The organism is Chitinivibrionia bacterium, assembly GCA_009779925.1.
Lineage (GTDB): Bacteria > Fibrobacterota > Chitinivibrionia > Chitinivibrionales > Chitinivibrionaceae > WRFX01.
In genome coordinates, this window is the sequence record WRAZ01000001.1 from 147,399 (window position 1) to 161,568 (window position 14,170).

General features: G+C 42.1%; 12 protein-coding genes. 7 read left to right on the forward strand and 5 right to left on the reverse strand.

What is annotated here, in order from left to right; translation table 11 throughout:
- Positions 1-27: 27 nt before the first annotated feature.
- Positions 28-2,385 carry a type I DNA topoisomerase gene (gene topA, locus FWE23_00670; protein ID MCL2843958.1) on the forward strand — a complete coding sequence of 786 codons (2,358 nt, stop codon included), beginning with the start codon at positions 28-30 and terminating at the stop codon, positions 2,383-2,385.
- A gap of 127 nt (positions 2,386-2,512) precedes the next feature.
- Here topA and FWE23_00675 read toward each other — a convergent pair whose 3' ends face one another.
- The 4 genes from FWE23_00675 to rpmB all read right to left on the reverse strand — a co-directional run bounded on the left by FWE23_00675 (position 2,513) and on the right by rpmB (position 5,287).
- A complete protein-coding gene (locus tag FWE23_00675; GenBank protein ID MCL2843959.1) occupies positions 2,513-3,733 on the reverse strand; it encodes a type II toxin-antitoxin system HipA family toxin in 1,221 nt (406 codons plus the stop codon).
- A complete protein-coding gene (locus FWE23_00680) occupies positions 3,730-4,050 on the reverse strand; it encodes a helix-turn-helix domain-containing protein (GenBank protein MCL2843960.1) in 321 nt (106 codons plus the stop codon). Before FWE23_00680 ends, FWE23_00675 begins: the two co-directional genes overlap by 4 nt.
- Positions 4,051-4,201: 151 nt before the next feature.
- Entirely contained in the window at positions 4,202-5,083 is an 882-nt protein-coding gene (locus FWE23_00685; GenBank protein MCL2843961.1) for a metal ABC transporter substrate-binding protein, read from the reverse strand.
- Positions 5,084-5,104: 21 nt separating this feature from the next.
- Positions 5,105-5,287, reverse strand: coding sequence for a 50S ribosomal protein L28 (rpmB, locus tag FWE23_00690; GenBank protein ID MCL2843962.1), 183 nt, complete (start codon positions 5,285-5,287; stop codon positions 5,105-5,107).
- A 175-nt stretch (positions 5,288-5,462) separates the two neighbouring features.
- Between rpmB and FWE23_00695 the strand changes: the two genes are divergently transcribed.
- Complete coding sequence (locus FWE23_00695) at positions 5,463-5,966, forward strand: TonB family protein (protein ID MCL2843963.1); 504 nt, start codon at positions 5,463-5,465, stop codon at positions 5,964-5,966.
- A 39-nt stretch (positions 5,967-6,005) separates the two neighbouring features.
- Here the strand turns inward: FWE23_00695 and FWE23_00700 are convergent, their stop codons facing one another.
- A complete protein-coding gene (locus tag FWE23_00700) occupies positions 6,006-7,940 on the reverse strand; it encodes a hypothetical protein (protein ID MCL2843964.1) in 1,935 nt (644 codons plus the stop codon).
- A 174-nt stretch (positions 7,941-8,114) separates the two neighbouring features.
- Between FWE23_00700 and typA the strand changes: the two genes are divergently transcribed.
- From typA to FWE23_00725, 5 genes are all read left to right on the forward strand, one after another.
- Positions 8,115-9,911, forward strand: a complete 1,797-nt coding sequence (gene typA, locus FWE23_00705) for a translational GTPase TypA (GenBank protein MCL2843965.1) — start codon at positions 8,115-8,117, stop codon at positions 9,909-9,911.
- Between the two features lie 579 nt (positions 9,912-10,490).
- Positions 10,491-11,333: a glycosyltransferase family 2 protein gene (locus FWE23_00710; protein ID MCL2843966.1), complete on the forward strand. Its 843-nt coding sequence runs from the start codon at positions 10,491-10,493 to the stop codon at positions 11,331-11,333.
- Between the two features lie 164 nt (positions 11,334-11,497).
- Positions 11,498-12,337 carry a hypothetical protein gene (locus FWE23_00715; protein ID MCL2843967.1) on the forward strand — a complete coding sequence of 280 codons (840 nt, stop codon included), beginning with the start codon at positions 11,498-11,500 and terminating at the stop codon, positions 12,335-12,337.
- A 30-nt stretch (positions 12,338-12,367) separates the two neighbouring features.
- Entirely contained in the window at positions 12,368-13,240 is an 873-nt protein-coding gene (locus tag FWE23_00720) for a DUF4422 domain-containing protein (protein MCL2843968.1), read from the forward strand.
- Between the two features lie 8 nt (positions 13,241-13,248).
- Complete coding sequence (locus FWE23_00725; protein MCL2843969.1) at positions 13,249-14,166, forward strand: capsular polysaccharide synthesis protein; 918 nt, start codon at positions 13,249-13,251, stop codon at positions 14,164-14,166.
- Positions 14,167-14,170: the final 4 nt, after the last annotated feature.

The window sequence follows — 14,170 nt, forward strand, 5'->3', positions numbered from 1 at the left end:
GCACGGAAATATTCGGAGTAAAAAATTATGTCAAAACTGCTGATCGTAGAGTCGCCGACAAAATGTAAAACAATTCTGCACTATTTGGGGGCGGGCTATATCGTAAAAGCGTCGATGGGACACGTTTGCGATTTGCCCGAAAGAGGTTTCGGTATCGACATTCAGAATAATTTTAAGCCCGAATATGTCGTATCTTCCGATAAAAAAAGTTTTATCGCCGAATTAAAAAAAGACGCCGCAAAAAGCGACGAGATATTTTTGGCGCCTGACCCCGACCGCGAAGGAGAGGCGATTGCGTGGCATATAGCCAACTGTTTGGGCGAAAGCGGCGCGGGGAAAATTAAACGAATACAGTTTAACGAAATTACGAAATCAGCAATAACTCACGCTATAGAAAACCCTCGCGATATAGATATGGACAGGGTAAACGCTCAGCAAGCGCGCCGAATTTTGGACAGAGTTGTCGGCTTTAAGGTTTCCCCGATTTTGTGGAAAACGCTCTATAAAGGGCTTTCCGCAGGGCGAGTTCAGAGTGTTGCGCTCAGAATTATCTGCGAGCGCGAAGAAGAAATCCGCAAATTCGATTCAAAAGAACATTGGCAACTAACAGCAAATTTTCACGAGCAAAAAACAGACTTTTCCGCAAGGCTGGTCGAGGTTGACGGCAAAAAAATCACAGTTCCCGACGAAAGCGGCAAGGGCTATTTTGTAGGCAACGAAGGCGCGGCGACAGAGATTTTTGAGCGCATAAAAAACAAAGCGATGAAAGTGGCGGACATCGTTCGTCAAGAGAAAAAACGTCAGCCGTACGCGCCTTTTATAACGTCGTCGCTTCAACAGGACGCGGCGCGCGCATTCGGTTTTTCGTCGGCAAAAACAATGCAGGTCGCTCAGCAATTATACGAGGGCGTGGAACTCGGAAAAAAAGGTAGCGTGGGTCTTATTACATATATGAGAACGGACTCCACAAGGGTCGCCGCAGAGGCGCTTTTTGCCGCAAAAAACCTGATTTCGCAACTTTATGACGCGCGTTATCAATTGGAAAAACCGCGGTTTTACGGCAAATCGGGAAGCGCGCAGGACGCTCACGAAGCAATTCGCCCTGCGCACATAGATTTGGCTTTCGCGCCGCAAAATATACAAAGCTATCTTTCAAAAGACCAATTAAAATTATACGAACTTATATGGAAAAGATTTGTTGCCTCGCAAATGCCCGACGCGGTTTTGGACGCGACAAGAATTGACTTTTCGGTCGAAAATTGCGTTTTCAGAGCAAACGGCTCGGTGATAAAATTTGACGGATTTTTGGCGATTTACGAAGAAACAAACGAAAATACCGACGTCGAAAACGGAGAAAACGGCGTTTTGCCCGCGCTTTCGACAGAGCAGAAACTTTTGCCCGAAAGTATCGACAAAAAACAGCATTTTACAAAGCCGCCCGCGCGATATTCGGAAGCCTCTCTTGTGCGCGAACTCGAAAAGCAAGGCATTGGCAGACCATCGACTTACGCCTCTATTATCGAAGTTCTTCGCAAGCGCAAATATGCCGAAATGGAGAAAAAACGCTTTATCCCGACCGAAATCGGCTTCAAGGTAAACGGTATTTTGGTGCAAAATTTCGATAAAATTTTCGCAGTCGGATTTACTGCGGATATGGAAACAAAACTCGACGAAGTCGAAGCCGGAAACTCCGATTGGATAAAGACCTTAAAGGATTTCTACGACCCGTTCGAGAAAAATCTTGCCGCGGTAATGGGCGACCTTCAGGAATTGAAAAAACAAAATCAGGAAGTCAGCGATAAGCCTTGTCCGAATTGCGGCTCGCTTCTTCTTGTAAAAACAAGCAAAAACGGCAAGTTTTTAGCCTGCCCCAAGTTTCCCGAATGCCGACACATAGAGTCGCTCGACGGCAACAACAATCGCGTAGAAACAGACGAAGTCTGCGAAAAATGCGGCGCAAAAATGCTTATGATAACGCGCGGAAAAACCAAGTTTTTAGGTTGTAGCGCATATCCGAAATGCGAAAACACCAAATCGCTTTCAAAACCGACGGGAATAAAATGCGTTAAATGCAAAGTAGGCGACTTAGTCGAGCGAAACGGAAAGCGCGGCTCATTTTTTGCGTGCAATCAATATCCAAAGTGCGATTTTGTAATTTGGAATAAACCCGTTGAAGATACCTGCCCAAGTTGCGGTTGCACGGTCGCCAACGAAAAAGAGACCAAAAAAGACGGCGCAATCCACATCTGCCCGCTCTGCAATGCCGCGTGGGATTTACAGGGAAATAAAATAGAAGTAGCCGCGAAAAAGGAGAAACCCGCGGCGAAAACCAAAACTGCAACAAAGAAATCCGCAACTGCCAAAACAACGAAGGCGTCTAAGTAATAATCGCTATTATAGCAGTTTAACTTATTGTAGGCGCACCGCATACGCTATATTCCACGGTATTACGGTTTCTTAGAGCGCATTCAATACGCCTACAATAACTTAAACTGTATAATGTGCTGTAATCTCACTCAAACGCTGAAGCCATATAATCAATTTCGCTTTTCTTTATTCCAAAACGCAGGGCAACATTCCGCCATTCTTTTTTCACGATTGCCTCGATATTTCCCGTGATTTCTTTTGCTTGTGCAAGCGACAGCGAAAATTCGTTGCAAACCGATAAAGCAATATCCGTGTTTGCCGAATAGTTGTCGTAGTCAATTTTAGTCGATAAAATTTTTGCTTTTACGTCGCGAGGAGTTGGGTTTATATCGTAAACAGGAGAAAGTCGCCACCCGTTGTTTTCGTATAAAAATCCGTGATTGCGCAAATGGTCGTCGGTGTTGGAAATCAGTATCGAGAAAATTATTCGCTTGAATAATTCCATTTTATCGGCGTTTGGATTTGAGCCGTATTGCGCCAAAGAATAAGCAATTTCCAGATAACTATGCTCTTCGTTGTCGTTGGCGTTTAACATTGTCATCGCCGAAATAAACGGAATTCTTTTTTCGCCGAGCCTGTCAAACCTTTCTATAATTAACACATTCTTTTTATCGACCGTTTCAATGCGAAACTTTGGAACATTTACGCCTGCTTTTTGCGCAAGCGTTAATGCAACCGCTTCCCATAAAACAACGTTGTAAAAGTCGTCTTTTTTCGGGAATTTTGCTATCGAAATATGCCCGTTTATATCTATCATAGACGACTTTGGTCTTGCGCCGCCAAGCGACGAACCGGGCTCGAGCAGTAATTGCAAGTCCTGTTCTTTTTCGGATTTATCTATAATTTTTTGCGAGGCGTAAAGCAATTTTGAAAGCAAAATCAGCGGCGGAATACTATTTTTTTGAGAGTTGTGCAGAAAAATTTCGTCGTTTTTTTCCGTAAATCTAAGCGCTCCTTGACGAACAAAGTCATTAACTCCCAACAAATAATCACATTCGCTTAAGGTTTGCGGCGGGCGTTTTTCGTTTTTTGCGTGCAACTGCTCGGCTCTGTTCATCAAAATTCGCCCCCACCTGTCAGGCATAGTGTCGCCAATAGCGCCGAAAGGGGCTTTGTTTCTGTGAAATTGCCCTTGCGATAATTTTAACAGCGGCTCTATTGCAAAACGTCGTTTGTCGTTGAGCCATTCCTGTGAATATTCAAAAGAAAATGTTTCCTGTCCATTGCGAAAATTACTCCACAAAGTTGCAATTTTGTGGTTTTGCCCGTCCGAATTTAACCAAACGCCGATATTTCTGTTGCTCATTTTTCACTCCTCGGCGACCGAATTCTCTTCGGAAGTTGCTCGTCTGCAAGGACTTTTCCCGTAAAATCATATTTTATATCGGCGATGTCTTTCAGGCGCTCTATCATATCCAAACAAAACAAAACAGAGGCATACGCCGCCATAGAAACGCTTGCCTCGCCCTTTTCTATTTTGGAGAGAGTAATCTTCGATATTCCCGCTCTTTCCGCCATAAGAGCAGTCGTTATTCTCCTGCGTTTTCGCGCGTTGCCAATGTCTTGCCCTAATTTGATTATGGCAAATTTTACAGGAATATAGATATTTATCGCTTTCGACATTTTTCGCTCCTTTTGCAGTTAAAGCATAGTATAATATACTTTGTGCCGCGTATTGTATGCGATAGTTTGTTTTATTTTTGAAAAATGGCTTGGAGTAAACCTGTTGAAGGTGCTTGTCCAAGTTGCGGATGTACCGAAGAAAGAAGATTAACTAAAACTGCAACCCTCGAAACAAATTCTCGTAGTTTCTTTGCATAAATTCAAAGAAACTTGTTCTTTGGTCGAAATCTTGCTGAGTTATTGTATGAACGCTGTAAAGCGGAAGAATTTCCACGCCTGTTTCGTTGGCTATTGTTTGGGCGAGCGCTTTGCTTTCGAGGGCGTCGTAAAAGATGTATTCTGTTCCGTTTTTGCGAATTTGGTCGATAATCGTCGCAACTTGTTTTGGCGACGGCTCCACCGATGAGGTAAATCCTTGCATTACGGGTATGAATTCTAAATTGTACCTGTTTGCAAAATATGAAAATGAATTGTGTCCTGCGAAAAATACTTCGCGTCGTTTGACTGTTGCAAACTGCTCTTTGTAGCGCAAGTCCAAATCACTGAATAGCTTAATTAAATTTTGTGCGTTTTCATTAAAAAACTCTGCGTTTTTAGGCAAAAGTTTGATTAAATTATCGCGGATTGTTTCTATTATATGCGGTATTCTTTCGGGATCTATCCAAATGTGCGGGTCGGCGGCGCTGTTTTGAGCGTGGCTGTGGTCGTGGTTGTTGTCATTGCAAATATGAAGCTCTCCCGCCGCGGCAAAAGAGACGGACGATTTCGCTCTTTGAGCAAATTTACTCGCCCACGGCTCAAAATCCGCGGAAATGTAGAAAAATAAATTTGCCGCGCTTATATTGGCGACGTCTTTGGGTTTCGGATTAAAAGAGTGCGGGTCTATCCCCGGTCCTGCAAGAAGTATAAGGTCAACCTCGTTTTGGGCGACAACGGATACCATATCGTATATCGGATAAATAGAAACAACAACAAGCGGTTTGTTGGAAAAAACCGCTGAAGTTAAAAGTAAAAGCGCCGCAAAGAACCTCATAGTTCTCCGTCCGTCCAAAGATTAAACCTTAGACAAAGATTTTAGACATCTCATACAAATTTTTGCATTTTTGTTGACGCCGTCGATTTCGAGTTTCACATTACGAATATTAGGTTTAAATATTCTTTTGCTCACGTTATGAGCGTGTGATACCGAACCGCCCGAAACAGGCGCTCTTCCGCAAACATCACAAGATCTTGACATTTATATATCCTCCAAATTTTTTTGTTTTCGTAGAAAATCAGCACTAAAATATTTTTTGCCGCAAACAAAAAACAAGAAAATGACAAATTATTTGCATATTTTTTGTTTTTCACTCCTTTGTTGAGGGGAAAATGATTTATTTTGTACACATAAACTAAAAACAAAAGGAGAAAATATGAATAATTTCTTAAAAACCGCGATTATATTTGTCGCTTTAATTTCAATACCTGCTTTTGCGCAGATGGAACTTATTTTAGGCGGACAAAGAGCAAGACAGGACACGACAGGCAGGGCGGGAATAACCGACGAAAGATGTCCTGAATATTTTATGAGCGCCGAAGAGGTCGCGGCGCTTGAAGGCATTCGCGGACAAACCATAACCGGCGCAAGAAGCCGCGCGAGCGTTATGCGCTTTATTGACAGAAACTCCAATACCGTTCGCAGAGAATATCGCGACCATATTCTTGCAGGCAACACTCTTTCGGGCGGAATGATAGTCCGCTTCAAAATTGACGCGCAGGGAAACGTATTTGAGTGCAGAATTGTAGAAAGCAATATAGAGCACGTAATTTTTCAGAAAAACGTAGTAAATGCGATAAGAAGATGGCAATTCCCGCAAATAGACGTCGAAAATGACACAACGATTGTGGAATATCCGTTTGTTTTTGACCGAATGTAGAAAAAAAAGGGCGACCGATGGCGGTCGCCCCTACAAAAATTATCTAATCGAAATTCTTCTTACCAAAGATGCGTTTGCACCTTGAACACGAACGATTGCAATACCTCTTGCCAAATCGTTTCCGACTGTCAATGAGTTTGCGCCCGCAACAAGATTTGCTTTTGTCTGCGCAAGACGTCTGCCGTCAACGCTGTAGATACCGATGGTATAGCTTCCTGCGGTTGAAACATTCAGGTTAATGTTTCCAGCGGAAATTCCCGTTACCGCAATTCTGTTAGCCGTTCTTGCCGTTCTTGCATTGGAGATTATTCCGCTGGAGCCGCCTCCGCAATCTGTGGGAGCTGTTCCGAAAATCAGTTTAAGCGAAATAACTTCAAGCTCAACGGTTTGCCCGTAGTTCAAGTGAGAGAACGTAAGTCCTGCAAAATCGCCTCTTCTGCCCGCTACCGCCGCCAAACAAAGATTATCGGGACTTTCGGGGTCGAAGCCTGTAGGGGGATGCGGAGGTCTTAAAAACTGGCTCAGTTGCAACATTACAGGAGTTGGGGTGGTAGCGGGAACTAAAGTTGCATTGTAATTTACGGATGTTGGCGCACCTGTGTTGTTTAAGCCGATACCGAGAAGAAGCGGACGGTTGGAAGTATATGTAATTTCAACGGATACAAGTTCGTCAAAATCCATGGGCCACGTTCCGAGTCCAAGGAAGGGCCAGTTGTCTCCCTCAGGTGTTCCCAAAGTCAATTCCGCAACCAAAGCTCCGTCAACTTTCAAGCCCGTCTGATTTGGTATCGGAGCTCCGTCGAAATCAACTCTTGAGCCGCCAAAATTGTCAGTGAATGATGACCAGCTGTTCCATTCCCAATCGATAAGTTGAAGATAATTCGTAGGCTCAAAAACAGCCGTTATTGTTGTGTCGCTGTTTACTATAACAGTAAGCGGATTATCGGTGGATGCAATTCCTTCCCAACGAACAAATCTATGCCTGTCCGCCGCAATTGCCGCTACTATAACCTGAGAGCTCCCGTCCACGGAGCCCCAACCTTCAGGAAGTGTCGGTGAGTTAACCCAGCCCATACTGTGGTCAGCAGGATTTGCCGCCAGCGTTATTAAAAATTGTTGTGCTGCCGCAGGATTAACTGTAATAGAGAAATCCTGCGTGTAGTCTGTTGTTTCTGTTTCTCCGTTGATAATCGTTGCTCTTACTATTACAGTTCCTTCCGTTGTTGCAGTCAATGAATTTCCTGTAATTGTCGCGCCTTCCGTTGTGTTTGTCGGCGAAATCGACCAAGCAATCGTTTTGTTTGTTGCGTTTGCCGGAGCTACCGTTCCCGTCAAAGGCAAAGCTGTGCCTACCGTTGCTGTTGTCGGAACGCCTGTGATGTTGCTTACAGCAACAAACCCTAAGGGATTGTCTTCGCCGAAATTTAATATGAGAGATGAAACAACAAAACTGCCGCCCGTTCCGAAAGGGACAGTCAAACCGAAACCTGTAATTTGGTCTAACACGGTCGCAACATCTATTTGCTCTACACCCTGCCAATCAGGACGAACAATCGTATTCAAAGGAATATTTACGGGCGTTGGATTTTCCGCGGCAAGAAGTTCTCTTCTGAAACCTGTACCGTCATTTTGCCCTATCGGAGACATCAATGTAAGGCGAAGCGTTCCCGTTGCCGTGTATATAATGTCTATGCTTGCGAGCCCGGTCAAATTGATAAAACCGGCAGATTGACTGCCTAATGCTGTGGTTATCGACGCCCATGGATTGACTGCCGGTGATGGCGCCAATTCAATTACACCGTTTAGTGGGTTCTGAACATCGTCTACAATTCTGGAAGTAGAGCCCATAGCGTCCATATCCCACGATGCTGCTCCCCACAAAATTCTGGAATCACCCATTAATTCAATTGGCTCTGGCGTATTCGCCCATACCATTGATACCGCCGCCAATGCTACCATTAAAAATTTCTTCATTAAAAACTCCTTTGAAAAAACATTTATATCATATAATTTCCGCAACAAATATAATAAATTACACAGGGTTTTGCACTAAAAAGTGTGTTTTTTATGGAAATAAAACGTAAAAACCCCTTTTGTCTGCAGAAAAAAAGTATTTTCCCCTCGAAATTTTACAGAGGATATAGAAAAATGGAACAGAAAAACTTACGAAACGTCGCAATTATCGCTCACGTTGACCACGGAAAAACCACGCTTGTAGATAAACTTTTTGAACAAGGCGGTATGTTTGGAGAAAGAGAAGCCCGACAAGACAGAATGATGGACTCAATGGACATCGAAAAAGAACGCGGAATAACGATTGCCGCTAAAAACGGAACGCTTCACTATCGCGACCACTGCATAAATATTATCGACACTCCGGGGCACGCGGATTTCGGCGGACAGGTCGAGCGCGTTTTGCGAATGGCGGACGGCGTTTTGCTTGTGGTGGACGCTCAGGAAGGTCCTATGCCGCAGACGTTTTTCGTGCTGAAAAAGGCGCTTCAATTCCGCTTGCCTATTATTGTAGTGGTAAATAAAATAGACAAACCCGCGGCTCGTCCCGACTATGCCGTGGATATGGTTTTTGACTTGTTCGTAAAATTGGACGCTCCAAGCGAACTGCTTGATTTTCCTATAATTTATACTTCGGCAAAAAAAGGAATAGCAACGCTCGATTACAAAAAAGAAGGCACCGATATGAAGCCGCTTTTGGATATGATTATCGAAAAAATTCCGATGCCGAAAGGGTCAATTACAGAACCGCTTCAAATGCTTGTAAGCTCGCTCGACTATTCGCCGTTTTTGGGACGCTTGGGTATCGGAAAAATCACATCGGGCAAAATGAACATTAACGCGCCAATCGTGGTTATCGACCGCGACGGAAACTCAAAACCCGCGAGAATTTCAAAAATTTACCGTTTTGAAAAGAACGAAAAAGTGCCGACAACAGAGGCGATTTGCGGAGAAATTGTTGCCGTTGCAGGGCTCGAAGACATTACTGTCGGCGTTACTTACACCTGCCCACAAAATCCGCGCCCGCTTCCTCCAGTTGAGATAGACCCGCCGACAATTTCTATGAATTTTGTTCCTAATGACTCGGGTTTTGCGGGAAAAGAAGGCGAATTTGTAACATCGCGCCACATCGGCGACCGTCTCGCAAAAGAAACATTGTCCGACGTTGCGCTTAAAGTAGAAGAATTAACCGATCGCGTTGGTTTTAAGGTTTCGGGAAGAGGCGAATTACACCTTTCGATTTTGATAGAAACAATGCGCCGCGAAAAATACGAATTGCAAGTGACACGTCCGCAGGTAATCTACAAAGAAGGCGAAAAAGGCGGAAAGCTTGAGCCGTGGGAAGAGCTTACAATCGACGTTGACCCGCAATACCAAGGCGCGGTAATCAGCAGGTTGGGCGAGCGCAAAGGGCAAATGGTTTCTATGGAGCCAACCGACGGCGGAATGACGCGTCTTATATACCATATTCCCACGCGCGGACTTTTGGGTTATCGCGGCGAATTTATGACCGACACTCGCGGAATGGGAATTATGAACTACATTTTCCACGCTTATCTGCCTTTTGCAGGCGAAATAAAAAACCGTCATAAAGGCGCAATGATTGTAAAAGAAAACTGTACATCTCTTGCATACCCGCTCGACAACCTGCAAGAACGCGGCACCTTGTTCATAGGACCGGGAGTAGAATGCTATGCGGGAATGATAATCGGCGAACATTGCCGTGAGAACGATATTGTAGTAAATCCCGCAAAAGGCAAAAAACTCACCAATCACCGCGCTTCTGGCAGCGACGACGCCGTTGCATTAACTCCGCACAGAGTTATGGGATTGGAAGACTGCATAGACTGGATTAGCGATGAAGAAATGGTCGAAGTTACTCCTAAAAACATAAGAATGCGTAAAATGCACGGCTACGGAACGAATTTGTGAGAATAGAACGTTGCTAAAAGTTGAAAAACACACTGTTTTGCATTGCGAAAAGTTGAGGTTTTGGCGTATTTTCAATTGCGAAAAGTTGTGTTTTTTGTTTTTTTGCCCTTGCGAAAAGCTGTGGTGATATAGTATTTTCTCCTTAAAACAGGAGGTTCTTATGCTAAAAAGAAAAATGACGGATAAATTACTCGAATGTGGGCAAAAAATATAACGTCGGACGTTATTGACAAATTGAGAGAGGCATACGAAAACACCTACCCGCTTGACGATTTTTTGCACGAACGGGTTTAAAAAAATTACAGAGAATTTTTGATTGTCGGCGAAATACAGGGAAAACTTAACAAGCGTATTGTCCTGAGCAAATACAATACGGAGGTGGGCGACAACGGCGTTATTTATTATCCGCTGTATATGGCTATGTTTTTGTGATTTAAGGGGCGAATTCCGATTGTGTTTAGCCAAGAACATTTTATTTTCAGTTTCAAAAAAATGAAATTATCACTTGCATTCGGCGGCATTTAGTATTTTTTGGCATAAGGAGCAAAAATAAAGTCAAAATATGAGGTTTTAGTATCTATGAAAAAAATTTGCGTAATAACAATGGCAAGAAACGATGAGTTCTTTTTGAACCGTTGGGTTGCTTATTACGGCAAAATTTTCGGCGAAGAAAACTTATATATATATTTGGACGGTATTGACCAAGTTGCTCCGAGCGGCGCGGGAAAAACAAATGTGAAAATCGTGGAAAAGCAAGGGATAAAGGTGGTGGACGCCGAAAAACGCCGCCTTGATTTTTTGTCGGACAGAGCTACCGAGTTGTTTTCTGTCGGCTACGAATTGGTAATCGGTTGCGACGCCGACGAATTTCTGATAGTAGAGCCGAATTTGCACCTTTCTTTGGCGGAATATTTGTCGCAAATTAAAATAAAAACAAGCGTTTCCGCTCTCGGAATTGATGTCGGGCAACATTTAACCAAAGAATTACCTCTCGACAAGTCAAAACCTGTTTTGGAGCAACGAAATTTTGCGCTGATAAATTCCCGTTTTACAAAGACAAGCATTATTGCAAAACCTGTTCGTTGGGGGCGGGGGTTTCATCGTGTAAATGGGCATAATTTTCGTATAGACAAAAATTTGTATCTTCTTCATTTCGGCAATATTGACTATGACGCGCTTATGGAAAAATTTAATTCGCAGGATATTATTGCACGAGGCGAACAAAAGCATTACAAGCGAGCGAGATTTCGCGTTATTGATACTATTTCAAACAAAAAAGCGACGGACGGCGATAAAAATTTCGGACTTGCGCGTTTAATTCAGACGGTTTTTCGCCCGATTTATGCTTGGAATAAACCGAGTATGCTCGGTATGAGATGGATTGTAAAAATTCCGGAGAGGTTTAAGGAGATGGGGATATGAAGCCTACACAAAATTATACGTTTGTCTTAAAACGTTTTAGCAGACTGTTAAAGTATTTTATGTCGGATATTCGGGCGTTGCCAAAATTTTATTGCAAAAGTTACGGAGTAGAAAATCAAGACAAGAAATTCTTGGTCTTTCCGATACACGGCAACAGCGGAGGCTTGTTTTCAATAGTAAATACGGTTTTACTGATTCTCCGTTATTGCGTAAAGCACAATATTAATCTTGTTGTGGATATGCGAAGCGATAAAGGTCAATTTTGGGATACATCAAAAATAAGCAAAGAAAATGGTTGGGAATATTTTTTTGAACAACCTTTTGGCTTTGATTTGAAACAAATCTCAAACAGTAAAAACATATTGTCTCTCAATGAAAAAAAAAAGAAGCGCCCGTTTTCCTGTATAAGCAAGTATAGTTTTTTTGATATTTACAGTATCGATAAAGATTTTGCATTGTTCCAAGAATATAAAAATGATTTCAAACGATATATTAAATTTAGTGAAACAGCCAAGAATTATCTTGATTCGGAATATGAAAGAATATTTAAGAACAATGGTCGGGTTTTGGGAGTACTGGCAAGAGGGACAGATTACTATTTGAAGAAGCCAAAGAGTCACAGAGTTCAGCCCGAGCCGAATTTGATTTTGGAAACGTCCGAAAAAGTAATGCGAGAGTGCAACTGTGATTATGTTTATTTGGCTACGGAAGACGACTATATTTATACAATTTTCTCAGAAAAATTTGCAGACAAACTATTAACAAACAAGCAAAAAAGAGTTGATTCGCGCCGATTAAATCTTAATGAAAATGAATTTTTGGCTAATGTTAACTTAGACAGCGGTAAGTATGATTTAGAATTAACATACCTAAGTTCGATTTATAATTTATCGAAATGTGAATGTTTTGTCGGCGGAGTTACTTCCGGCACAACCGGAGTATTTCTTATGAAAGAAGGTGATTTTGAATATAAACATTTATTTGATTTAGGGTATTATTCGTAATGACGTCAATAATCAATATGGAGGTGTGTTTTGACAGATGATTGCAAAATAAAAATTCCGATTTGCTACTACCAACCTTGGGAATTGCCTAAAAATGACATTTTTTTGCCGATTCAAGCAGGAAAAGCGGTTTCAAAATACGACCTGAAAATGCAAGGCGACGATACCGAATGCAATATCAGTGAAAAAAACGCAGTGTTTGGCGAATTTACAGTATGGTACTGGGTGTGGAAAAACATCAAAAAACTTTATCCTGACTTGGAGTACATAGGACTGTCGCATTACAGACGTTTCTTTGACTTGGAGCACCCTTCCAGTGAGTTCTCGGTGTTTCGCGTACCCAAAATACCAAATATGAACGGATACGGAGAACGATTCATTGACAAACTTTCTTCGGCGGATATTATTCTGCCCAAACCGGCTTTCTTCAGCTGTGATGTAAAATCTCAACACTTACCACCCGGGTCGGTTTATCAATGCATCAAAGAATTTATGCACGAAATTTGTCCGGAATATGACGAAGCATTTCGGGCTGTTTTTGAAAACAACAACGGAATATCGCTATACTGTATCTTTATTTCAAGATACGAACTGTTTGACGATTATTTTTCGTGGCTGTTTCGGATATTGTTTGAAGCGGAAAAACGCCCCGAACTTTTTGCCCATACCGGATACGAGAAAAGATACCTTGCATTTTTTGCCGAAAGGCTACTTAGCGTATATGTATTGCATCATAAACTGCGAGTTCAATACGAGCCGCTGTATTTTATAAGCCCGAACATTAATTACAGAAACGGTATTGTTAAGCTCTGTGAAAGCATACTTAGATATTGTACGCCTCACGGTTTGATTGATTCGCCAAAACGCAGAAGTAAAGAACACAGAGTGCAGTTTGCTGTTTAGGGTTTTTTATGAGTGTTTCGCAAAATATTACCAAATTTTATACAAAAACAGCCGTATTGTTTTTGCGCTTAACAGGCAAAAGCAAAAATGAATGCTATTCATTGAAAGGGGAAATGCTTGTAAATTATTTTGCTCGGAAACACTTGAAAACGATAGAAAACCTGCCTCAAAAAGCAATTGCCGTTGAAAAAAGCCCCGAAATAATTTGGCAGTTTTGGGATAATCCGACAGGAAAAAAAACTCCCGAAATAGTAAAGTCGTCGCTTGAAACCGTCAAAAAGTTCAAGGGTAATTTTGAGCATAAGATACTGAATAATTCTACAATAGAAAATTATTCGGATTTGCCCGGATATATTTTGGATAAACTTAAAAAAGGACATATAGATTATGCGCATTTTTCGGATTTGTTGCGCCTGAATTTACTGAAAAACCACGGCGGAATTTGGCTTGATGCAACTGCTTATATGACGAATTTTGTGCCGCAATATATCGCGGACGAAGATTTTTTCGTTTTTTTGACCGGAAATCTGACGCATTTTCCGTATTCTTTTATGCAAAATTGTTTTATACGAAGCAAAAAGGGCAATTTTTTATGTGAAGCGTGGTATGAAATGTGTGTCGAATTTTGGAAGAAAGAAACGAAAACTCTTGACTATTTTCAGCACCAGTTAATGTTTAAGGCGTTAGTTCTTAACAATCCGACCGCAAAGAATTTATTTGAAAAAATGCCGCATATATCCGAAGACCAAACGCATCAACTTGTCGGAGATAATTTGATAAGGAAATTTGACGAAAACGAGTGGGCGCAAATCAAAGGAGCGTCTTTTTTTCAAAAGACGCGGTATAAAATAAAAAGGAATGAAATCGCTTGTTCGGCTGATTATTCCGATACTTATTTCTCAATGCTGTGCAACGAAAACTTGTAAATGT